General features: G+C 50.6%; 24 protein-coding genes and 1 tRNA gene. 16 read left to right on the plus strand and 9 right to left on the minus strand.

Features of this window, described 5'->3' with window-relative positions; genetic code table 11:
• Positions 1–54: 54 nt before the first annotated feature.
• The gene (locus BST81_RS18325; protein ID WP_075599955.1) at positions 55–1,308 is read right to left on the minus strand and encodes an MFS transporter; all 1,254 of its coding nucleotides are present in this window, start codon (positions 1,306–1,308) and stop codon (positions 55–57) included.
• A gap of 118 nt (positions 1,309–1,426) precedes the next feature.
• Complete coding sequence (locus tag BST81_RS18330) at positions 1,427–2,080, minus strand: hypothetical protein (RefSeq protein WP_253188371.1); 654 nt, start codon at positions 2,078–2,080, stop codon at positions 1,427–1,429.
• 87 nt (positions 2,081–2,167) lie between these two features.
• Here BST81_RS18330 and BST81_RS18335 point away from each other — a divergent pair, with 87 nt between their 5' ends.
• Both BST81_RS18335 and BST81_RS18340 read left to right on the plus strand, forming a co-directional pair.
• Positions 2,168–3,394 (plus strand): ferrochelatase, encoded by a 1,227-nt coding sequence (locus BST81_RS18335; protein ID WP_216351390.1) that lies wholly within the window; start codon positions 2,168–2,170, stop codon positions 3,392–3,394.
• A gap of 154 nt (positions 3,395–3,548) precedes the next feature.
• Complete coding sequence (locus BST81_RS18340) at positions 3,549–3,896, plus strand: hypothetical protein (protein ID WP_075599957.1); 348 nt, start codon at positions 3,549–3,551, stop codon at positions 3,894–3,896.
• On the opposite strand, the gene BST81_RS18345 is transcribed toward BST81_RS18340, so the two are convergent.
• Complete coding sequence (locus BST81_RS18345) at positions 3,874–4,599, minus strand: C40 family peptidase (RefSeq protein ID WP_075599958.1); 726 nt, start codon at positions 4,597–4,599, stop codon at positions 3,874–3,876. The genes BST81_RS18340 and BST81_RS18345 overlap by 23 nt on opposite strands.
• A 105-nt stretch (positions 4,600–4,704) precedes the next feature.
• On the opposite strand from BST81_RS18345, the gene BST81_RS18350 reads away from it, so the two are divergent.
• The 3 genes from BST81_RS18350 (at position 4,705) to BST81_RS18360 (ending at position 9,022) form a co-directional block, all read left to right on the plus strand.
• Positions 4,705–7,425 carry a PAS domain-containing sensor histidine kinase gene (locus BST81_RS18350; protein ID WP_143780399.1) on the plus strand — a complete coding sequence of 907 codons (2,721 nt, stop codon included), beginning with the start codon at positions 4,705–4,707 and terminating at the stop codon, positions 7,423–7,425.
• Positions 7,426–7,551: 126 nt separating this feature from the next.
• Positions 7,552–7,929: a hypothetical protein gene (locus BST81_RS18355; protein WP_075599960.1), complete on the plus strand. Its 378-nt coding sequence runs from the start codon at positions 7,552–7,554 to the stop codon at positions 7,927–7,929.
• A gap of 364 nt (positions 7,930–8,293) precedes the next feature.
• Entirely contained in the window at positions 8,294–9,022 is a 729-nt protein-coding gene (locus tag BST81_RS18360) for a DUF4079 domain-containing protein (RefSeq protein WP_075599961.1), read from the plus strand.
• A 14-nt stretch (positions 9,023–9,036) separates the two neighbouring features.
• Here BST81_RS18360 and BST81_RS18365 read toward each other — a convergent pair whose 3' ends face one another.
• Positions 9,037–9,780, minus strand: coding sequence for an anti-sigma factor (locus BST81_RS18365; RefSeq protein WP_075599962.1), 744 nt, complete (start codon positions 9,778–9,780; stop codon positions 9,037–9,039).
• Positions 9,781–9,788: 8 nt separating this feature from the next.
• The gene (locus tag BST81_RS18370) at positions 9,789–10,376 is read right to left on the minus strand and encodes a sigma-70 family RNA polymerase sigma factor (RefSeq protein WP_075599963.1); all 588 of its coding nucleotides are present in this window, start codon (positions 10,374–10,376) and stop codon (positions 9,789–9,791) included.
• A 206-nt stretch (positions 10,377–10,582) separates the two neighbouring features.
• On the opposite strand from BST81_RS18370, the gene BST81_RS18375 reads away from it, so the two are divergent.
• From BST81_RS18375 to BST81_RS18420, 11 genes are all read left to right on the plus strand, one after another.
• Complete coding sequence (locus BST81_RS18375; RefSeq protein ID WP_075599964.1) at positions 10,583–10,903, plus strand: hypothetical protein; 321 nt, start codon at positions 10,583–10,585, stop codon at positions 10,901–10,903.
• A 13-nt stretch (positions 10,904–10,916) separates the two neighbouring features.
• Positions 10,917–11,525 carry a thioredoxin family protein gene (locus tag BST81_RS18380; RefSeq protein WP_075599965.1) on the plus strand — a complete coding sequence of 203 codons (609 nt, stop codon included), beginning with the start codon at positions 10,917–10,919 and terminating at the stop codon, positions 11,523–11,525.
• 8 nt (positions 11,526–11,533) lie between these two features.
• Entirely contained in the window at positions 11,534–12,226 is a 693-nt protein-coding gene (locus tag BST81_RS18385; RefSeq protein WP_075599966.1) for a cytochrome c biogenesis protein CcdA, read from the plus strand.
• Between the two features lie 13 nt (positions 12,227–12,239).
• The gene (locus BST81_RS18390; RefSeq protein ID WP_075599967.1) at positions 12,240–12,845 is read left to right on the plus strand and encodes a cytochrome b/b6 domain-containing protein; all 606 of its coding nucleotides are present in this window, start codon (positions 12,240–12,242) and stop codon (positions 12,843–12,845) included.
• Between the two features lie 11 nt (positions 12,846–12,856).
• Entirely contained in the window at positions 12,857–13,567 is a 711-nt protein-coding gene (locus BST81_RS18395) for a molybdopterin-dependent oxidoreductase (RefSeq protein WP_075599968.1), read from the plus strand.
• A gap of 483 nt (positions 13,568–14,050) precedes the next feature.
• Positions 14,051–14,626: a type IV pilin-like G/H family protein gene (locus tag BST81_RS18400; RefSeq protein WP_075599969.1), complete on the plus strand. Its 576-nt coding sequence runs from the start codon at positions 14,051–14,053 to the stop codon at positions 14,624–14,626.
• A 521-nt stretch (positions 14,627–15,147) separates the two neighbouring features.
• A complete protein-coding gene (locus BST81_RS18405) occupies positions 15,148–16,590 on the plus strand; it encodes an ATP-binding protein (RefSeq protein WP_083636940.1) in 1,443 nt (480 codons plus the stop codon).
• Between the two features lie 397 nt (positions 16,591–16,987).
• Positions 16,988–18,067, plus strand: coding sequence for a GGDEF domain-containing protein (locus BST81_RS18410; protein ID WP_171974796.1), 1,080 nt, complete (start codon positions 16,988–16,990; stop codon positions 18,065–18,067).
• A gap of 304 nt (positions 18,068–18,371) precedes the next feature.
• Positions 18,372–18,444: transfer RNA gene (locus BST81_RS18415), tRNA-Ala, on the plus strand.
• A 579-nt stretch (positions 18,445–19,023) separates the two neighbouring features.
• Positions 19,024–19,218 (plus strand): hypothetical protein, encoded by a 195-nt coding sequence (locus BST81_RS27645; RefSeq protein WP_143780400.1) that lies wholly within the window; start codon positions 19,024–19,026, stop codon positions 19,216–19,218.
• A gap of 29 nt (positions 19,219–19,247) precedes the next feature.
• The gene (locus BST81_RS18420; protein ID WP_143780401.1) at positions 19,248–19,688 is read left to right on the plus strand and encodes a hypothetical protein; all 441 of its coding nucleotides are present in this window, start codon (positions 19,248–19,250) and stop codon (positions 19,686–19,688) included.
• A gap of 13 nt (positions 19,689–19,701) precedes the next feature.
• Here BST81_RS18420 and BST81_RS29280 read toward each other — a convergent pair whose 3' ends face one another.
• The 4 genes from BST81_RS29280 to BST81_RS18440 form a co-directional block, all read right to left on the minus strand.
• The gene (locus BST81_RS29280) at positions 19,702–19,902 is read right to left on the minus strand and encodes a DUF5615 family PIN-like protein (protein ID WP_363080392.1); all 201 of its coding nucleotides are present in this window, start codon (positions 19,900–19,902) and stop codon (positions 19,702–19,704) included.
• Positions 19,903–20,050: 148 nt separating this feature from the next.
• Positions 20,051–20,287 (minus strand): DUF433 domain-containing protein, encoded by a 237-nt coding sequence (locus BST81_RS18430; RefSeq protein ID WP_075599971.1) that lies wholly within the window; start codon positions 20,285–20,287, stop codon positions 20,051–20,053.
• A gap of 18 nt (positions 20,288–20,305) precedes the next feature.
• On the minus strand, positions 20,306–20,503 hold the full coding sequence (locus tag BST81_RS18435) for a type II toxin-antitoxin system HicA family toxin (RefSeq protein ID WP_075599972.1): 198 nt from the start codon (positions 20,501–20,503) through the stop codon (positions 20,306–20,308).
• On the minus strand, positions 20,504–20,749 hold the full coding sequence (locus tag BST81_RS18440; protein ID WP_075599973.1) for a DUF1902 domain-containing protein: 246 nt from the start codon (positions 20,747–20,749) through the stop codon (positions 20,504–20,506).
• Positions 20,750–20,854: the final 105 nt, after the last annotated feature.

Raw genomic sequence — 20,854 nt, forward strand, 5'->3', positions numbered from 1 at the left:
TGTCGAGAAAATGTCAAAAGGCTTTGAATTAGTAAAGAAAGGTCAAGCAAAAGACTAAAGCACATTCTCCAGAACCCGGCGGGTATTCTGCCAGGCCCAGACGCCGACAGCGGTGACAATCATGCTCATACTGAGAAGAACCCAGCGCAGGCCGATCGCATCCGTCAGGGGACCCGCGATCGCCAGGGGCAAACTGAGGGCAATATTCACCACATTATTCTGAAATCCGAACACCTTACCCCGCATTGACTCCGGTGTTTGTTGCTGGATCAGAGTCTGCATCGGCACTCCGACCAAGGCAGCCCCGATGCCGAGTAAGCCACTCAGACATAGCCCCAACCAAATATTGTCGGTGAAGGTAAACACCCCGAGGACAAAGGCCATACTGATAAACCCAATCAGCGGCAGGGGACGGTGGCGAAACCGGCTGCCCCAATGTCCCAAAATACCAGCCCCAAACACCATGCCCACCCCAGCTGCCGCCAGCAGAAACCCAAACTTAGTGGGTTCCAGGCCAATTTCCTCTGCCAACCCGATCGCCAGCACGGTCAGGGCGGCAAACACGGAATACAGAATCATCAATTGCAGCATGGCATTGCTGACCAACCGATCTTTGGCCAGGTATTTGAGTCCGGCCTTGAAATCCTTCCAGGGATGGACAGCCAATTGTTCCCGTTTAATATGGTGAGACTCAACCAGGGGCACCAGGTAAAGGACGATACCGGCCAGGAGATAAAGCCCACCCACCAGAATTTCTGGACCTATGGCTCCCCATTTGCTAGCGAGCTGGAGCAACGGTTCTCCAATGGCAAACCCCACAATCAGGGATCCCATCATCGTGGTGGTAAACAGGGCATTCGCCGTCATCAATCCTTCCGGACGCACCAGCAGTGGAATAGCAGCCTGCTCTGCTGGGGCAAAAAACTGCGTCAGAGTCGATTCCAGAAATGCGATCACCAGCAACACCGGAAACAGTTTTGGGAGAAATGGGATGGCGAGAATCAGGACTCCGCGCAACAGGTTAGAACCCGTCAGCACCTGCTTCTTATCAATGCGATCGACGAAGATACCAGCCGCTGAGCCAAACAGAATGGCTGGTAAGGTGTAAGCAATCATCAGGGCCGATCTGAGCGAGTTAACTGAGGTCACGCCCATCTGGTACTTTGTGAGCAAGGCAATCAGCAACACGAAAAAGACCTTATCCGCAACCTGAGACAGAACCTGCCCAATCCAGAGGGCCATAAAAGGTCGGTTCCCCAGGAGAGCACGAAATCCATGGCTAGTTGGCGATGGGCTAGTTGGAAGCATAGAGCTGAATGGGTTCCGTCACTGAACACTGAATAATGTTTGTTGGATACTCGCCTGTAACCAGTGAGACCCTTTAGATTAACCGTTCGGCAACCTCATTATGAAGGTTGCCCAGGCTTTATGGGATTGCTTCAGAAAAAGGCCGTGATTTCCCGTAACACTGTAACAAAGTGGTTAAAAACCGAACTGCCGTTGTGGGGCGAGTCAATGATGGTGTGAGCCAGGACGGTTCTGCCGGAAGCCGGTAACCTGTAACGGTATGGGGCGATCGCCACAGCGTCAGGTGCTCTGTCCCTGGTTCAGCATAGAAGCTGTCTCCTTGACCACCCAGGCAGAGAGAACTCCAGTGGGTAAACCCATCATGGCTGACCCGATGGATCGGAAACTGGCCAGCCAAAGGAACACCCCAACCATCCAGGGCAATCAAGGCTGCGATCGTCCCTCCCTGGGATTGCCACATCTGGGCTGCCACGATCGCACCCACGACGCCAGCACTGAACCCGATGAACAGTAAGGGGTCTACCAGAACCTGAGGAGCTAATTGACGGTGGAGGAACTGGAAGAGATGGCACCCCGAGTAAGCTGGCATCTGATGGGCTGGATAAACCAGCAGATGATCAGCAAGATCCAGACTGGACCCTGAAGCAGTCAGTTCCATCTCCAGAGCCTCTAAGAAGCTTTCTGTCAGGGTAGGGGAATGAACTCCCGGACAAATAATGATTTTCAACCCGCCTCCTGTCGCCGATAGCAGTTGAATTGGAGATAGGGACAATATTCTTGTCCTGACTTACAGCCATATACCCCCAGGGGGGATTCTAGGCTATAAAGAACTAAGGTGCACTGGGATATCAACTAGCCCATGCGCTCCGGTTTAACAATTCACCAAAGTCGAAGCGAGGGGGTTAAAGTGGTCGCTACACCTGAAAGACTATCAGCAGACGGGTCACTGCAGAACAGTAGCCAGGACAAAGTTGCCGTCCTACTCATGGGCTACGGTGAGGTTGAAAGCTATGAAGATTTTGCCAACTACAATGAGCAGGCCCTGAACCTGCTGACGGCCAAGTTTGCCCCCGTGCCCACCTGGGTCTATCCGCCTCTGGCCAAGCTCCTGGCCGTGTTTGACCTGCATGAATGGGGACATCAGCATGGGCAGTTTATTTCGCCTCACAATGCCATCTTTGAGCAGCAGCGGGCTGGCATTGAGCAAAATTTGCAGGCCCAATGGGGCGATCGGGTTCGGGTATTTAAAGCCTTCAACTTCTGTGCGCCTTTCTTGCCAGAACAGGTACTGCGTCAGATCAAGGCAGAGGGTTTTGATAAGTTATTGATTTATCCCCTGCTGGTGGTGGATTCCATTTTTACCAGTGGCATTGCCGTGGAACAGGTGAATCAAGCCCTGGTTAATCTGGCTGATGGAGCCGAACATTGGGTCAAAGGACAACGCTATATCCCTTCCTTTTACAATGAGCCAGACTATATTGATCTGCTAGCTCGTCTCGTGGAAGCAAGAATTGCCAGCGATCTGGCTGTAGCCCATTTGCCTTCCCAGACAGGAATTGTGCTGATGAATCACGGCTGTCCTCACCAAGCGAAGGGCTTTACCTCTGGGATTACGGAAAGCCAGGTTTTGTATGACTTGGTGCGGGAGCGCCTGATCCATCGCTATCCGCTGGTGTCAGTGGGCTGGCTGAATCACCAAACCCCCCTGATTGACTGGACCCAGCCTAACGCAGAACTGGCAGCCCGCAACCTGATCGAACTGGGAGCCACGGCGATCGTTTTTATGCCAATCGGATTTGCCACTGAAAATCACGAAACCCTGTTGGATGTGGACCATATTATTGGGGATCTGCGGCGTCGGCGACCCGATGTCACCTATGTGCGCATGGCCTGCGTCAATGATCATCCAGAATTTCTCCGCATGGCAGCCGCCTGGGCCCATCCCCAGATTGAAGCGCTCCTGGCAGAGCAAGCTCTGGGAGTAAATTCCAGTCTGGCAATCGAGCAGGCAAAAGCCCATAGTCATGCCCACAGTCATAGCCATGGGCATGATCATGGCCATGGCCATGGGCATCACCACCACTAACTCCAGACATTCCCTGTAGAGGCGCTGCATGCAACCCCTCTACAGGCTAATGTTTGGGTTCTGATTTATCCGCCCTTGCATCTACCGATTTGGGTGCTAAGATACTACAATTGTATTACGGCATTAACGAAAGCACACCCAAGGAGAAAATGAGATGCATACCCTGACTCGGACCTCAACCACAGAGATGGAAGTCACCAGCATTCGCCTGGAGCGGGAGCTGAAGGAGCGACTGAAGGAGTTATCCGGTAATCAGGGATACCAGGCACTGATTCGAGATATTTTGTGGGATTATGTCCAACGCAAATCCGCTTCCTATGAGCCCAGGTATTCCCGATCGGATATCCGCGCCACAATCGCAGCCACAGCCGAGCGCGAAGAACGCTGCCTGATCACAGGCAAATTTATCCGTGCCGGAGAGGCCATGCTTTTGGGATTCACCCTAGACGGCACGATGATCCCCCTCAGTCTAGACAGCCTTACGGGTGGTAACTGCGGGTGACACGACCGGCTCCTCGAAGCTGGCGATAGTAAGCCTGACTGACCGCATCACCGTCAGGAGACAACCGATCGAGGCCAATCCCATTCCGACCCTGCTCCTGACCTGAGCTGTGAATGTAGGTCTGGTCTCCCAGGTAAAGGCCAACATGGGTGGCTTTTTCTGGCGTACCGAAGAAAACCAGATCGCCAGATCGCAGATCAGCTAGATCGATCGGAGTGGTGAAAGCCTCCTGCTGATAGGCGTCTCGGGGCAGTCGAATTCCCACAGAAGCAAAGGCCGCCTGCATTAACCCAGAACAGTCATAGTTAGGGCCAACGGTTCCACCCCAGAGGTAAATGTTGGGTTGGGCCATGGCCGCCTGGGTAAAGGCGATGACTGCTGGGAGATGGGACTGGATCTCTGCCTCGGTCCAGGCTACAGCCTGGTAAGGAACCGTTACTGGTTCGAGCTGGAGGAAATCTCCTGGGGCTAACCAACCGGGGTAGTCATCTTCGCACAGGCAGACCTCGATCGCCATCGGCGGATCAACCTGATTCCAGGCAGGCGGGTGGCCAATCCTCAACTGCCGCCCCCTTGCCGCCTGAGTCGCTAACCGCTGACAGGCGGGAGAATCGTAGAGGTTGATGTCGGTCATACAGCGATATTCCCTGGTCTCCTTCGGGGTCCGATCGTCTGCCAGCTTAAGAGATAAATCACGGTCCATCACACCCAGTCCAAATCGTTATGAATCTAAATTAAGCCAACGGGTGAATCCGAATCGCCCTCATTGTAAACTTCCAGTAAAAGTTCTGTCTGCGAAGTACCTGATTTGACCCTTTCCTCTCACCAGCCAGATGAGTCTTTAGAGCGAATTGTACGCCTGATGGCCAAGGTTTTAGACCTGCCCTTGGTATGGGTAGTTTTGGGTCAGGTTAGCCCTCAAGTAGGAGTAGTTTGGGGCCTGTCTGTTGAGCAAATTGAGCCAACCTTGCTGCCTCAATCTTTATTGGTGGCTGATGAAGCAATTTTTCTGGCTAATATTGAGAATTATGACCAACATTATCCTGGGGTTAAATCCTCCAATTTTCTGGAGTCGTTTGACCTCTGTTTTCTGGCAGCTCTCCCTTTAAAAACCGGAAATGGTAACCGATTTGGCACATTATTTTTGGCCGATCGCAGGGTTCGGGAGTTCTCTTCCGAGCACCGATCTATGGTGCTGGAATTTGCCAGCCTGCTGGTAGAAGTACTGGAACTCAAACTGGTCACAGCCAGAAGTGTAGAAGTAGAAGCAGCACTGCGGGATTCGGAAGCCGAAATGCGGGCTTTGTTTGCAGCCCTCAAAGACGTCATTCTAGTGCTGAATTCTGAAGGCCGCTACCTCAAGATTGCCCCAACCAACCCCCGACTGTTACACATCTCAGAAGATGAAAAGCTGGGCAAAACCCTGCATGAGATTTTCCCCCAGCAACAGGCTGATATGTTCTTAAGCCTGGTTCGCTATACCCTGGCGTCTCAGCAAACGGTCAGTGCGGAGTATAGTTTGTCGATCGAGGGGGAAGAAGTCTGGTTTTCCACCAATATCACGCCCCTGTCGGAAGACACCGTTGTTTGGGTGGCGCGGGATGTCACGGAGCAACAACAGGCCGAAGAAGCCCTGCAACAGAGTGTGGCCCAGATTCGCCTGATTATGGATTCGGTGCCAGCTCGAATTGCCTATGTCGATCGGGAGCAACATTATCGGTTTGTCAATCACCAGTATGAGGAGTGGTTCCAGATTCCGGCGGAAGAGATCGTTGGCAAGCACATGCGGGAACTGCTGGGAGAACCGATTTATCAGGGATGCTTACCCGCGATCGAAACGGTGCTTTCAGGCCAACAGGTGATCTATGAAGACAATATGATTTCTATCAAAGGCAAAGAGCATTATTTTCAGGTCACCTTTACCCCTCATTTTAGAGAGCAGGAAGTTCTGGGCTTTTACGTCCTGGTTCAGGATATTACAGAGATCAAGTTCGCTGAGGCTGTGCTGCGGAGCAATGAGGAACGCTTCCGAGCCTTGATTCAGGATCTGCAGGTGGGGATTCTGGTCCAGGGAGCAGATGCGGAAATTCTGCTGTGCAACCGGGCAGCGATAGATTTACTGGGTGTAACCGAGGAACAACTGCTGGGCAGAACTTCCTTTGACCCGACCTGGAATGTCATTCACGAAGATGGGTCAGTCTTTCCCGGAGCAACCCATCCTGTTCCCCAGGCGATCGCGACGGGTAAATCAGTCAAAAACGTGATTATGGGAGTGTATCGTCCCTCCATGGGCGATCGGGTCTGGTTGCTGGTCAATGCCGAACCTCGATTGACTGCCGAGGGCAGGGTGGCCCAGGTTATCTGTAGTTTCAGTGATATTACAGCCTACAAACAATCCCAGGCAGAGCTGAGTGCGCTGTTTGCGGCTCTGGATGATGTCATCCTGGTGGTAGATGCTGGGGGCCGTTATTTAAAAATTGCCCCAACAGATCCAAATTTGTTGTACAAACCTGCCCCTGATTTGATCGGTAAACGAGCCCATGAAGTGTTTCCACCTGCTCTGGCAGATTACTTTGTGGGTCAGGTGCGGCTGGCATTGGAGAGCAAACAACGGATTCAGACAGAGTACAGTTTGCAGATTGGCGATCGGGAAGTCTGGTTTTCGGCCAGTATTTCCCCCTTGAGTGACAGCACGGCCATCTGGGTGGCTCGCGATATCACCCAGCAGAAGCAGGCCGAAGTGGTGCTGCGCCAGAGCAATGAAGAGCTGGAAGCCAAAGTGCAAGAGCGAACGGCTGAGCTGGAGCGCGTTCGAGCCCAGGAGCAGGAGCTGGCTGAACTCAAAGCTCGGTTTATCACCACCGCCTCCCATGAATTTCGGACTCCCCTGACCGTTATCCTGACCTCCGCTGAACTGCTCAAGCGGGAAGATATCCAATGGACGGATGAAAAGCGGATGAAGTATCTGCAACGCATTCAGGATGCTATCCGTAGCCTGACCCTGATCATGAATGACATTTTTACGATCAGCAAAGTAGAGGCTGGTAAGTTGGGATTTATGCCTACGCCCCTCAACCTGGAATCTTTCTGCCAGGATTTGCTGGACGATCTCCAGTTTCAGGTGGCCCGCCAGTACCAGTTAAAACTGAACTACGATCGCACCCTCACCCATATCTGTCTGGACGAAACCCTCCTCTGGCAAATTTTGACGAATCTTCTGAGTAATGCCATCAAATACTCACCCCAGGGGAGTCGCATTGATCTGGATATTCACCAGCAAGACAGCGCGGTTGTTTTCACGATTCGAGATCAGGGTATTGGCATCCCTGAACAGGACATGCCCTATCTGTTCGAGTCCTTTCATCGGGGTAGTAATGTCGGCACAATTTCTGGCACAGGGCTAGGGTTAACGATCGTGCGTCGATGTGTGGAGCTTCATGGTGGAAGCATCACAGTGGAAAGTGCCGTGGGTGCTGGAACCACCTTCACCGTGATCATCCCAATTAACCAAGAGGTTGGCCAAGCATAGACAGACTTTCCCCCTCGCTCGGGAACTCATAAATCCCTTACACCCTTCTCAGCAAACTCTCAGGGAGAACCAGCATTGTATGAGGAGGGTCAACCTTCAACTAACTTCAACTAACTGGGAACCATTATGAAACTTGCTTCTTTGCTTACAGGTCTTGTACTAACGGGTTTAGTTACTGTTTCGACTGCCCCCCTGAACTTCGCGAGCTCCCAGGGATCCCAAGCTTTTGCTGCTGAAGCTAAAGATGCAACCGGTCTAACTGCACAACAGAAAATCGACATGCTGATCAAGCACAAAGGTCAGTTTGGTAGTGGTGATCAACTGCGCCGCTTCTTCTTTGGTGATTTAGAGCCGATCGCCGTTCAACCCGGTGGTGCAGGCATGGTCGTGAACCTTTATAACAAGGCCAATAACGTCACGATTGCCTATTGTGCTACCTATGATGTGGTGGTAGCTGTGAAAAAGGGCAAAGTAACCAAGTTTGCAGCCAGCGAAGTTAAGTAAATTTAGTAACCCGATCTCATCTGTGAGAAAAGAGGGGTGGGGGCGGTCTCCCCTCCCCACGCATGCGGTCTACCCCTGTACCCCATGCACCAATCATTTGAGCTAGTTGTGTAAGACCACCTTCTTTTATTCAAACTACAAATTAAGTTTCCCCCTGGCTTTCCTGCTCAAGGGGGTGACTGTAGGTTAGGGGGAGTTGTAGCTGAAGTTATGTTACTGTCCTGGTGTGTTATTTACCATCAGTGCATCAGGTGGTTTGATTAAACTGAATGTGCGTTTCAGCCCCCGACTCCCCCAACCTCTTTCCATCTGAGAGGCAGGGGGGCGAGGGCTACTTGTTGATCCTGAACTGGAAAAATTCGCAATGGATATTAAAGATACATTAGGGCTTCTGCATCCTGCGATCGCAGTGCTGGTAATCTATCCCCTGATTGGAATTGTCCTGAACCGGGCCTTACAGGTACGCCAGCGACGACTGGAGCAGGCTTCTGCAGGTAAAAGTAATGTTCCTCCTGTGGTGGGTAAAGAGCATGTCCAGATTGGGCGCTGGCTCAGCGGTGCAGTTGTTGGACTAGCTCTGTTGGGGTTAGCTCATCCGATTCTGTTCAAAATGTTAAAAGCCCAGGCCTGGACTACAAATCCCATGCGGGTGATGTTTGTGGTCATTATGTTTGTGGCAACGATCGCGTCCCTGGTGATGCTTTACTCCGCTCGATCAAAACTCTGGAGAGGGGTTTTTGCCACTCTGACAGGCATGGGATTGATTTTAATTGGTTCCCAACCCGAGATCTTTCGCCGAGGTGAACTGCAGGATCTGTTTAAACCTGGTGTGGCCCAGGAGGTTTTTACCTCCCACTACTACATTGGCATTGGGGCAGCGCTGCTGATGGTTTTTTCCCTGGCTACTGTTCAGGACATCTACCAGGATCGGCAAAATCGCTGGCGCAACGCCCACATTATCTTGAATTCGATCGCCCTGCTCCTGTTTATCGGCCAGGGGATCACGGGAGCAAGAGACCTACTAGAAATTCCCCTGAGCTGGCAGGAACCAGCCGTTTATCGCTGCGACTTTGTCAATAAAGTCTGTCCCTAAGTCAGAACTCAGCTTTAAAGACTACTGGTCATCACCATCGGTCCAGTCGGAATTTTAGGATCAGGGGATCCCTCAACCGTTACCACCAAAGTGGTGATCTGGGAGTCATCTAGCAGGGAGAGTTTGGTAAACACAAAGCCGTTCTCATTGGCATTGAAGTGCTCCCAGGCCACTTTTTCCCCATCAATCACAAGCCAGAGCTGGTAATGCTGGCCCTTGGGTAAGGCTGGTAGATTCCGCAGGAGCAGCACTGCTTTGGGCTCTCCCGGTGTGACCACAATACTGCCAGAAGCCTCTGCAGCCTGGTCCATCCCTTTGAGGGACACCAGATGGGTTTTGGGCTGTTGCAGCATGGTGATCACATCATGCTGTTTGGCAACCTGGGTTCGCAGGACAACAATTTGCTGTCGCAAACGGTAACTATCTAACCCGATCGCAACGGCTAGTGCGGCTACACCCGCCAGGATTCCCCACCGTCTGACAGAGGTTCCTAGCTTGGGGCGCTGGATGGGCACCCAATTACTCGGCATGGCTGCCGCTCCCAGAATCGTCGATCGCAGTGCCTCCGAAGGACATACCTCCGGCAACGCATAGGGCATTGTTTCTAAGACTTGCTGTAAGCGTTGCAACTCTGTGGCTAGTTCGGGATGATCGGCCAGATGTCGTCGCAAGACTTCCGCTTCCTCAGGACTCAGGTTACCGAGAACATAGCCTGCCATGAGTTCATCTAACCGTTCAGGAGGAAATCGCTCAGTCATACCGCTTCCTAATCAATCCAAGTTTGCAGGTGCTTTCTCAAGCTTAGTAATCCCTGTCGAGACCAGGTTTTCACGGTTCCCAAGGGGAGACCTAATTGTGCTGCAATTTCTGATTGGCTTAATCCGTTATAGTAAGCCAGTTCTAGAATTTGTCGTTGCTTTTCGGGAAGTTGAAGCAAGGCATCCTGCACATAATGCGATCGTTGCTGTAGAGATGCAGCCTCAAAAGGGGTGATAGGAGGAGTCTCGGTTGCCATCGTTTGCCCTAACTGTTGCAAAACTTTCAGTTTATGGTTGCGAGAACGGAGTCGATCGATGGCCCTTGAGCGGGTCATTGTGGTCAAAAAGCTGCCTAAAGATCCCCGATCGGGATTGTAAGTTTGACTCTGCCAGAGATATAAAAATACCTCCTGGGTCAGATCCTCTGCCTCTTGCGCCTCCAGCAAAATGCGCAGGGCCAGACGATAAACCAGACTGGCATATCGATCGTAGATCAGGCCCAGGGCATCTGCTTTTCTTGCTTTAAGATCCCGAATCAGCTCGATATCCGCTGGCAAAAGGGTTGGGCCTGCCCCAGAGTCAAGGTCAGGATTCATAGGCGTTGGGTGGAACAGACCTAAAGCATACTCCCTGATAGTCAGGGTTTCATCACATGGACGCATTGATTCACCCCTCTTAAATACGGTTGACCCGATAAATCGGATGTGGCTCAGGCCCAGAAAATCTCTGGTGATTTTCCAAATCCGATAGTAGCTGGCAACCGTAATAGGTTTGAAATGCTTTCATTTTTTGAGGAGAGAACATGAACTGGAAACTACTTGGCTTGGCGATCGGGCTTGTACTGACCACCAGCCTGGGTGCTTGCTCTACATCCACTACGGAATCTGCCCCCAGTGCGGCTCCCGCCAGCAGCAGTCCTGTGGGTGATGCCATGAAGAAGGAATCTGGTGACGCCATGAAGAAGGAATCTGGTGACGCCATGAAAAAGGAATCTGGTGACGCCATGAAGAAGGATGACACCAAGTCTGGTGACGCCATGAAGAAGGAATCCGGTGACGCCATGAAGAAGGAATCTGGTGACGCCATGAAGAAGGAATCCGGTGACGCCATGAAGAAACCATAGGATTTCCCCTACCATGGACAGGCCATTTCTACGACGGCGGCAGATGTTAATGTATCTCGGCTTAGGGGCTGTTGCGACAGGAGTAACCGCAACGGTCTTGCATCGCGCCAGAACCACGACCACGAATACAGCAACTCCAGTGGTAGTTCCGGAACTACCACAATCCTCTCCCGTTAATGTTTCCACAGGAGAAATGGTCCTGCCAGAATTTCAGGGCATCACTGATTGGCTCAACTCTGCTCCCCTGACGATTGCAGGCCTGAAAGGGAAGGTTGTGCTGCTGCAGTTCTGGACTTTTGGCTGCATCAACTGTCAGCGAACCTTACCTTATATCACGCGCTGGCATCAGCAGTATGGGGGACAGGGGCTGCAGGTCATTGGGGTGCATACACCAGAATTCGCCTACGAGCGAGAGATCAATAACATTAAGGCTGCCCTGAAGCAGCATAAGATTACCTATCCCGTGCCGATCGATAACGCATTCAAAACCTGGAATGCTTATCAGAACGAATACTGGCCCCATCTGTTTCTGGCCGATCGTCAGGGCATCATTCGCTATGACCGCATTGGCGAGGGAGCCTACGACAGAACAGAGCAGATGATTCGGCAGTTACTGGCATAGGCGCAATCATGGCCACAGGATCCCTCTCCATTGGTCTCGCTCTAGCAGGAGGGGCCCTGACCGTTCTTTCCCCCTGCGTGTTGCCGATTTTGCCGGTACTGGTGGGCCGATCGTTGCAAACCCACTTCTGGGGTCCGGTGGCTCTGGTTGCCGGACTAGTGACTGGATTTGCCTTGACCGGTAGCCTCTTGGGGGTGACTGCGAGCTGGCTCGCCCCACTAGCAAGCTGGCTACGGATGGGTGCAATTGTACTGTTACTGAGCCTGGGTCTGCTGAGCCTCTTTCCCGATTGGAGTTATCGATTATTCAGCTTTCTGCCCCTCCATCATCGGGGTAACCCATCCGTTCAGGTCGGGTTGGTGGGTGAGTTCTGGTTAGGCACCCAACTGGGTCTGCTCTGGACCCCCTGTGCCGGACCTGTGCTGGGTAGTATTCTGATTCTGGCAGCCGTTCACCATCGGATTCTGGATGCTTTTGTGCTACTCCTGCTGTATGGTCTGGGGGCAGCCCTGCCCTTGCTGGGCATTGCTTACGGAGGCCGATCTCTCAGTCGATCGTTTCTGCGTTTGCGGTCTCGGGCAGTACTGTTACAGCGCATCGGAGGAATTTTGATTGTGAGTGCCGCGATCGCGATCCTGCTCGGATGGGATGTGCAACTTCAACTCTGGTTAGCACCATTCTTGCCAACCTCACCGCTGTAAATTCAACATGGTTATGGATTCATCCCTTCCAGACAAAAAGCCGAAAGCACGGATACCCCACCAAGCTCTAGTCGCTAAAATCTTTCATTGGATTAATATCATCAGCCTGCTGCTCATGATTGCCAGTGGTCTGCAAATTTACAATGCCAACCCCGTATTCGGGGGGCGTGGGGGCTGGCATTTTCCCAGGGTTTTGGCGCTAGGGGGCTGGTTAGCCGGTGGTCGGGACTGGCATTTTGCCATCATGTGGATTTATTCTCTCAACCTGCTCTGCTATGGCTGTTATATATTCATCACCCGACGCTGGCAACACCGCTTTGCCGGAGGGAATGATGTGAAGGCAGTGCAGGTGAGTCAGAATGCAAAGCGAATTAATTACGCCTGGCACCGATTGGTCTATACCGCCATTATTCCTGTGCTCCTGCTGGCTATTATCAGTGGTTTGGCCATGTACAAACCGGCTCAGTTTCACGGACTGGCCAGCCTATTTGGTAACTGGCAAACCCTGCGCACGGTTCATTTCCTTACGGTGCCGATCGTACTCCTGTTTGCGCTTGCCCATTCTTTGCTGGCGCTGAAAGTAGGGGGTTCGCGGCTAGTTCAGTCTATGTTCTTGTAGAGGAATCTCCCATGGCTCAACATCCGCTGATCAGTCGTCGCCACCTGCTCCAGCTTTCGGGGCTGTCTGGTATGGGGCTGCTGTTGAATAGCTGTGGCTCCAATCTCTTCTCAGATTCCGTGGGTAATTTCTCCGAACCCCTCAATCAGCGGGTTGAAGAACTGTTACTTCGACCCCAGCGTCCGGTTCCTGAGTTTCCAGTCAGTGCCATTGAGCCGGATAAACTTCTGATTAACACCTTTGATGTCACACCCGAACTGGATCGGGCCAGCTTTCGCCTGACGATCGATGGGGAGGTCAACCATCCCCTGCAACTGAGCCTGACAGACATTGAGAAACTCCCTTTCACCTCCATGGTGATTCGCCATGTCTGTGTCGAGGGTTGGGCGGCGATCGTGCAATGGGGAGGGGTACGGCTACGGGACCTGATCGCCTTGGCCCAACCCAAAGCCGGGGTACGCTATGTGTATTTCCTGTCCGCCGATCGCTACTATGAAAGTTGGGATTTGCCTTCTGTGCTACATCCTCAAACCCTGCTGGCTTACCAGAAGAATGGTCAACCTCTCCCGGTTGACCATGGTGCGCCGCTGCGTTTGGCAGCTCCGATTAAATTGGGTTATAAGCAAAGTAAATGGGTTACTCGTGTCACCCTGTTGAGTCAGCTATTGCCCCAGAAAGGATATTGGGAAGACCAGGGGTATGAGTGGTTTGCAGGCTTGTAACCGCAAGAATACGGGTAATAGACCTATTCCAGTTGTGTTCATTGACGTTAATCAACGTAGATCTATCAAGCACTGCTGCAATTTTTTGCCTTACTCTTGTGAAGGAGTTAAATAAGGTCTGCCTGTTAAAACCGCTATACTACCAGCAAAATTCACCAGCAAAATCTGCTGATGTGGACTTTATAAACATTCTCTAGTTGACCTTAAATTGGCTTCCTTAAAGACTTGGCTAGCCTCAATTTCTGTGGAAACTTTCCGTCGAATCAGCAAAAACAAGATTCAAAAAGTTTTGTAAATAACTGATTTGTCCATGACAAAACTTGTGCAGGCTAAGCAGAGAAAGGTCATCCAATGAATTGAGCAATAAGATTGCTTAATTGAAAAGCAATAAGGTCCCTCAATTTAATGAAAAGCCTACTCAAGTGTATTAGGGGCAGATACCCGAACAACTAAGGCAAAATATCTCTAAGGAGAACTATCTAAATGAAGACTGAATTTAAGGCAAAATTCTTGCAGCATCTCGCTCAAAAGCGTAGAGAAAACAAAGGTTTTACCCTGGTTGAACTGCTGGTTGTTATCATCATCATCGGTATTCTGTCCGCGATCGCACTGCCTTCCTTCCTGAACCAGGCCAACAAAGCCAAGCAGTCTGAAGCCAAGCAGAACTCTGGTTCTTTAAACCGGGCTCAAACCGCTTACATTGCTGAAAACAGCATCTTCGGTTCCACGGTACAGGTCCTGGGTCTGGGGATTCAAACCCAAACCGTGAACTATCAGTATCGTGTTACGGCTCCCGCTTCTGCTGACTACACCCAGTATGTCAACAACATGGCCATTTCTTTGAAAGGTCCCCTGCGCTCCTACAGAGGCGGCGTTTCCCTGGGAACGGTGCAGGAAACCAGTGAAACCACCTCTCTGTCTGTTCTGTGCGAAACGAAGCAAGTAGGTAAGCAGCCTGATGCAACCAACTTCCCCGATATTACCCCCGCCATGATCACCAACGGACAGTGTCTGGCTACCCCCGCTGCCGGTGCTTACAAGCTGGTTGATGCGAAGTAAACGATTCTTTGGTTTAAGGATCGGGTTAGAGGGGAAGCCCTTGAGGGATGTTCTCCTCTAACTCCAATTGAATGGGTCAATGCGACAGAGGTGACTCCTGATTTCCTCCCCCTGACAAGGGGAGGTTTCGATGCATTTTTGTCAAAATGTTTGTTGCAGCCTGTTGTTCCAGTCCGGGTTTAGAGATTTCCGTAGTTAAGGCATCTACCTCTTTGAACAGGTGAGGCAGATGCCTCATTTTGTTTGTGCGATCGACACCCGGCTTATCAGCATCCGGTCGGTCAAGCAGCAGGCCATATCAATATCGATTTGTAAATGTTGCAACTATCTGTCGCAGTCCCAACATTGAGCATGAGTACTATTTAGATCACAGCTTTCTGGGTCTGTCATCACCTGCGATCAGTTGAAATATCACGCCAAATGATCCTGAAGATCACAGAATTTGCCTGTCTAAGTCTATTAGATTGGGCTCAAAAGGTGAACGATACGGATATATCAAGACCGCTGGATCTGGAGGCCTTATGTTAGTAGAAGAGAGTTTTTCCGGTAGTGATTGGCCATTCCATGCGGCACTGGTCCAAAGAAGCCTGGTTGAGCACACCAAACAGCTAGCCCACCTGAACGGGGAATTGGAGCGGCAGATGAGTGAGCGCCAACGGGCCGAAGAAGCCCTAAGGCAGACAGAGGCGAAATACCAGAGTATTTTTGAAAATGCCGTCGAGGGCATTTTTCAGACAACGCCAGAAGGGCGTTTCCTGAATGTGAACCCAGCGCTGGCCCGGATGTGTGGGTATGCCTCTCCAGAGCTTCTGATGCAGCAAGTCACCGATATCGGTCAACAGCTCTACGTTAACCCTCACCGGCGCACTGAATTTATGGCCGCCCTTCAGGACCATGCATCCGTCATTGGATTTGAGTCTCAGATCTATCGACAGGATGGCGAGATTCTCTGGGTCTCGGAGAATACTCGTGCAGTCCGCAATGAGGCGGGTGAGTTGCTCTACTACGAAGGGACCGTTGAAGATATCACCGATCGCAAGCGATCCGAACAGGCCCTGCGGGACTCCGAAGCAAAACTGCGGGAACAGGCGTTTCAATTGGAGCGAACGATCGAGGAACTGAAATACACTCAGTCTCAATTTATCCAAACAGAAAAGATGTCCAGTTTGGGCCAACTAGTTGCTGGTATGGCCCACGAGATCAACAACCCAGTTAACTTTATCCATGGCAACCTGACCCATGCCATTCAGTATGTGGAAGATTTACTGGGCTTAGTAAGCCTGATGCAGCAGGAAGAAGACCGTCTCAGTCCTGAAACTCAGGACTTTATGGCAGACATTGACTTGGATTTCATTCTGGAAGATCTACCTAAGCTGTTGACCTCGATGCAAATGGGAACCAACCGCATCCGGCAGATTATTCTGTCTCTGCGCAACTTCTCTCGCCTGGATGAGGCTGACATGAAACCCGTCGATCTGCACGAAGGACTGGACAGCACCCTGCTCATCCTGCAAAGCCGTCTGAAGCCCCATGCGGCCTTCCCTGGGGTCACGATCGTCAAGGAATATGGCAATCTGCCGCCGGTGGCCTGCTATGCTGGTCAGCTCAACCAGGTCTTCATGAATATCCTGAGCAATGGCATTGACGCATTGGAAGAGTCTTTTCATGCCACGCCATTATCCAATAGGGAAAGCGTGACCATGCCGACGATTACGATTCGGACTGAGATCCGATCGGATCGGGTCTTCATTCGCATAGGGGACAATGGGCCGGGAATTCCAGAAGAGGTGCAGCGAAAGCTATTTGATCCCTTCTTTACCACAAAGCCGATCGGCAAAGGCACTGGCCTGGGCCTCTCCATCAGCTACCAGATCGTCGTCGAAAAACATCAGGGACAACTGGAATGCTTTTCCAGTCCGGGCCAGGGCACTGAATTCGTGATTTCCATTCCCCTACGAAAATAGACCGCGAAGACGCGTGCAATCCTCAGCTACAGCCTCAAAAAATATAGCTTTGCTCAGAAAGGTTAGGATGGTGGATTAAATAACCTGGAGTTCTTCAGGAGTTTGGTACTTTATTTAATTCCCATTCCCTAGTGGTAAGTCAATCAATGATTGACGGTCAGCCAAAATCCAGGTTGTTGATTGGGGTTAAATTTTGCGGGTCTTCGACCCGTCAAGATTTTCCTGACGGAACACGAGGACAATTCCAATGGGTCAGCGCTACACCTAAAGGGACATTCAGAGAGGGCCGTATGCGGGATGATCCCAAATACAGGTGAAACTGATAGTAGTTGGTGACTCGCTATAGTGTGTCATGATCCCAAATTCGGCATCCAATAGCACTGGATCTGTTCCTCCTATGGAATTTCAGACTTTTCAGGTGCGCCTACTGAAATTGATAGTAGGGCTGTCCCTCCTGGTCATTCCACTCATGTGGGCCTGTGAAGTCTGGATTTTGAAGTACGTTAACCCGATCGATCGCCTTGCTTATCCTATTTTGCTCACGGTTTGCTCAGGGACATTGCTCATGGTTCAAATCAATCGCCGGAGGTATCATCTGGCTGCCTTGAGCAATGTGATAGCCTTTGTTGCCTATGCGGTCATTTACCTGCAAGCGATTATCTACGGCTATGAACCTGTTCGGGATAGTTATAACATTGCTGGCTTTGCCCAATGGTTTCCACTGGTCTACACCGTAGCTTTTATGTTCCTGCGCAAACAGCAGGCCATCGTCGTTTCGATCCTAATCTATCTGTCCATTCTGTTGCCCAATCTCTTCAAAGTACTATTGATTCCGATAGCTGAAATTCCCACGGTTTTACAAACTGACCATGCCTTTCCGTTTTTGGTGCAGATGGTTTGTTCTCACCCCATCTACATTGCAGCCCTATTGGGGATCTCGACTTTGCAGGAGTCTTTTGTTCAGGTTAAAGCCGAGGCCGATGTGATGAGCATCGCCGCCAATGTGGATTATCTGACTGAGATTGCCAACCGCCGCGCCACCAGCCAGATATTGCAACAGATCCTGACTCAGAAGCGAAAGACCGAACGATCGGTCGCAGTCATCTTGCTGGATATCGATCGTTTCAAACACATCAATGACACCTTTGGTCATGATGTTGGTGATCAGGTTTTGATTACCGTTGCCAGTCGGCTTAAAAAATATTTACGCAGTAACGATACGCTGGGCCGATGGGGAGGGGAAGAGTTTCTGATTGTGCTGGTGGATACAACAGCCCTGGAAGTGACCCAACTGGCAGAACGGTTACGTCTTGTAATTGCAGAACAGTCCTTTCCCCTCGTGGGTAAGGTCACAGCCAGCTTTGGGATTGCCCTCTCCCTCCCAGACGATACCCTGGAGTTGCTGGTGAAGCGGGCTGATGAAGCCCTTTATCGGGCTAAGGCGCAGGGTCGCGATCAGATCGTCGTGGCCACTTGACAGTTCTATGGGTGCGGCTCTGACCGGAGTTGTTCAACAGACTGGGTGAGTTCTACTTCCGAAACATAGTCAATCGCTCCTGTTCCGATCAAAATTCTGGAGCTCCTAACGGATGCCCAAGTCAGAGATTGGATTTGAACCAGACTTTATAAGCGCGATCTGCACCCAGGGCAACTCCCGGAAAGTCTATCCTCTGGATCCCCACCAGGTTATTTGCCCTTTTGAGGGGGAGAAAAACGCTTAAATCACTTGACGAAATGAACTCATCTGAGGCATCATGAGAAATGCACGTCAAGCGTATTACGGGGCTATAGCGCAGTTGGTAGCGCACTTCAATGGCATTGAAGGGGTCAGGAGTTCGAATCTCCTTAGCTCCATAGGTTTGGTTGAGTCTATTCTTCTAGTGACATGTGACTGCACCTGAATTTTGGACAAATTGTCCAAGATTTATTTCCGAAAATAGTTGTCCAAAACTTGCTTCCGTCAAGTTTTGTTAAGCTATGGAAGGAATATTTTGAGCAAGCTTTGTTGGAGCTGTTTCGTTTCTAAATCGGTCAAACGTGGTTTGGGTTGCCCCTCATCATAAAGAACTCCCTCTATCTCATTGGGAGTTTCTGATCTCAGTGGAGTAAATTGAAAAATCTCTACAACTCGTTTGGAGATGGAAGAGGCGATGATCGTTGAGTTACCCCATTATTCTGAATTGAATGATTGTCATTGTGACTGATTCTCATGTCTGCAAGCTTGCTGGATGACTATCACGCCTGGTCACGGGGTTTCAAAATTGAATTGGTAAACGGGCAATTGATCGTTGGAGACAGTCTAGTTCACAGCCGTCGATTACTGAGCCAAATTCTTCTGACGACTACATCTACTGGTGTCCAGAGGCAAAGTTTGAGTTCGTCAACGGACGACCTGACATTGGTGGACGAGAAGGCATCAAGGGGTTAGCAGGGATGCTGATGATAACTTTTGGGCTGGCAGAGGTCGTCAAATTGGCTCATCCGCGTGATTGGGTCGCTGCTCTGCTGGCACAACGAAGGGTAGCCGCTGACCCCAACCACAAAGCAGATGCCTGGAAGTTGGCACGAGATACGGCTACATTCCTGCGAGATCACCAGGTCTCACCTCTACGGAAACAGCCCTGTTGAATGCAGGCTATGCCGAGCTTTGAGGAATCGTGATTGCTCACTTTGGCAAGGATCGGTTTCAGTTGACCTATGGGTTCTGTTCAAAGGATCTGAAGCGGTTTCTAGCTCAGAAAGACCCAGAGACGGGAATTAAGAATGGACGGGTTGATCCAAGCCGTGACCAGCACATGGCGCATGAGAAAAACCGGAATGGCAAGTATTACTGTTCACACCTCGGTGCTGCCTGTGATTTTCGGATTCTGGGGTTGGAGAGCGTTGGCGAAGCCGCTCTAAAAGAGCATCGCCTTGTGGAGTGGATTCTGGAGCAGCAGTTACCGTTTGATTCGCTGTACTACTATGGGGGCAAGCGACCTATTCACATCAGTTACAGTCCTCAGCAAAGGCAGAATATTTGGACATTCACAGACGGAGGAGTGCCTACAAGGAAAGGTATTAAAAGTTGGATAAAAGGAACAAACCAAGTGAACTGAAGTTTTATTTTTCCTATTGATGCACAATCACAGAATCTCTGATTAATTCGATGTAATTGTGTTGAGACAGCAAATCAACGATCAAAGGTAGATTTGTAGTGAAGAGAATTTCTAAGTCTGTGTTTTTGATGTTTCCTGTTGTGACCAGTAGAAGTTTATAGGGTTGCTGTACCGTCAGGAAGGAATCAACAAAATCTGAGTCTTTGGTGACAATAACTCATTCGTCTTGAATAGAAAGTGAATTGATGATGGAATCTGGTGTAGCGTTTTGCTGAGGCAGTTCTCTGGTGTGGATGGTATCGTAACCAGATTCCTGAAGCAGTCGGCAAGTCGAATCGGAAGTTGATCATCAACGAGAAACTTCATGACGCCAGCTTGTGAATGGTCTTGACCTGGCTAAGACGAGCAGCAAACAGCAGAACGGCAAGAATATCGTCCGATTCGAGATCTTCGTAGTCAGCAAGAATCTCTTCGTTTGTCATGCCGGAACTCAGCAGTTCAAGGATAAACTCAACGGGATAGCGCAACCCGCGAATGCAAGGCTTACCATGACATATCTCTGGATTATGGGTGATACGTTGTAATAGGTTGTTTTCCATAATTTGACTTCATCATCGTTAAAAAGCTTTTGGCAATCCTGCCTGTTTGAGAACAGCGTTTGCGGTGTGACGAGATTTGATTGAACCATCTACAACAAATCGCTGATCGCTAATTGGGCTGTACCAGATTTCATGATCTCCCTTGCCTTGCCGTTCAAAGACACAATCAGCCTCCAAAAGCAGCTTCTTGAGAGCAGGAGTGAGAGATGTAGCCATCTACGAAGCGACCTCAATCAACTCCTGACGATGGCTAGTTAGTTGAACTGCGATCGCTCCTGTATAATCAGCAGAGATGAGATGGTTGCTTAACAGTAATTCAGGAACCATATCCCGCAGTTTTTGACTCAGTGCCTCAATGGTGTCGGCCTCGGTTGCCAACCCTGGCACGTCATCACTAGTGGCAACCCAGACGGCTACCTCCTCATCCCAAAAAGCATCCACTTGATAAACTGACGATTCCATACTTGCCTCTGCTACGATCGCGCCTACTGTTCCTTCAGTTTAAGCCACCGTTGGCGTAGCCGCTCTGAAAGAGCATCGCCTCGGTGCTGCCTGTGATTTTCGGAT

Origin of the sequence: Leptolyngbya sp. 'hensonii', from assembly GCF_001939115.1 — a bacterium.
Classification (GTDB): Bacteria; Cyanobacteriota; Cyanobacteriia.

Bases quoted from the DNA above. Each gene is read 5' to 3' on its own strand.
- BST81_RS18325 (WP_075599955.1), bottom strand. From the start codon at position 1,308: ATGCTTCCAACTAGCCCATCGCCAACTAGCCATGGATTTCGTGCTCTC.
- BST81_RS18335 (WP_216351390.1), top strand. From the start codon at position 2,168: ATGCGCTCCGGTTTAACAATTCACCAAAGTCGAAGCGAGGGGGTTAAA.
- BST81_RS18340 (WP_075599957.1), top strand. From the start codon at position 3,549: ATGCATACCCTGACTCGGACCTCAACCACAGAGATGGAAGTCACCAGC.
- BST81_RS18345 (WP_075599958.1), bottom strand. From the start codon at position 4,599: ATGGACCGTGATTTATCTCTTAAGCTGGCAGACGATCGGACCCCGAAG.
- BST81_RS18355 (WP_075599960.1), top strand. From the start codon at position 7,552: ATGAAACTTGCTTCTTTGCTTACAGGTCTTGTACTAACGGGTTTAGTT.
- BST81_RS18360 (WP_075599961.1), top strand. From the start codon at position 8,294: ATGGATATTAAAGATACATTAGGGCTTCTGCATCCTGCGATCGCAGTG.
- BST81_RS18365 (WP_075599962.1), bottom strand. From the start codon at position 9,780: ATGACTGAGCGATTTCCTCCTGAACGGTTAGATGAACTCATGGCAGGC.
- BST81_RS18370 (WP_075599963.1), bottom strand. From the start codon at position 10,376: ATGAATCCTGACCTTGACTCTGGGGCAGGCCCAACCCTTTTGCCAGCG.
- BST81_RS18375 (WP_075599964.1), top strand. From the start codon at position 10,583: ATGAACTGGAAACTACTTGGCTTGGCGATCGGGCTTGTACTGACCACC.
- BST81_RS18380 (WP_075599965.1), top strand. From the start codon at position 10,917: ATGGACAGGCCATTTCTACGACGGCGGCAGATGTTAATGTATCTCGGC.
- BST81_RS18385 (WP_075599966.1), top strand. From the start codon at position 11,534: ATGGCCACAGGATCCCTCTCCATTGGTCTCGCTCTAGCAGGAGGGGCC.
- BST81_RS18390 (WP_075599967.1), top strand. From the start codon at position 12,240: ATGGATTCATCCCTTCCAGACAAAAAGCCGAAAGCACGGATACCCCAC.
- BST81_RS18395 (WP_075599968.1), top strand. From the start codon at position 12,857: ATGGCTCAACATCCGCTGATCAGTCGTCGCCACCTGCTCCAGCTTTCG.
- BST81_RS18400 (WP_075599969.1), top strand. From the start codon at position 14,051: ATGAAGACTGAATTTAAGGCAAAATTCTTGCAGCATCTCGCTCAAAAG.
- BST81_RS18405 (WP_083636940.1), top strand. From the start codon at position 15,148: ATGTTAGTAGAAGAGAGTTTTTCCGGTAGTGATTGGCCATTCCATGCG.
- BST81_RS18410 (WP_171974796.1), top strand. From the start codon at position 16,988: ATGGAATTTCAGACTTTTCAGGTGCGCCTACTGAAATTGATAGTAGGG.
- BST81_RS27645 (WP_143780400.1), top strand. From the start codon at position 19,024: ATGCTGATGATAACTTTTGGGCTGGCAGAGGTCGTCAAATTGGCTCAT.
- BST81_RS18430 (WP_075599971.1), bottom strand. From the start codon at position 20,287: ATGGAAAACAACCTATTACAACGTATCACCCATAATCCAGAGATATGT.
- BST81_RS18435 (WP_075599972.1), bottom strand. From the start codon at position 20,503: ATGGCTACATCTCTCACTCCTGCTCTCAAGAAGCTGCTTTTGGAGGCT.
- BST81_RS18440 (WP_075599973.1), bottom strand. From the start codon at position 20,749: ATGGAATCGTCAGTTTATCAAGTGGATGCTTTTTGGGATGAGGAGGTA.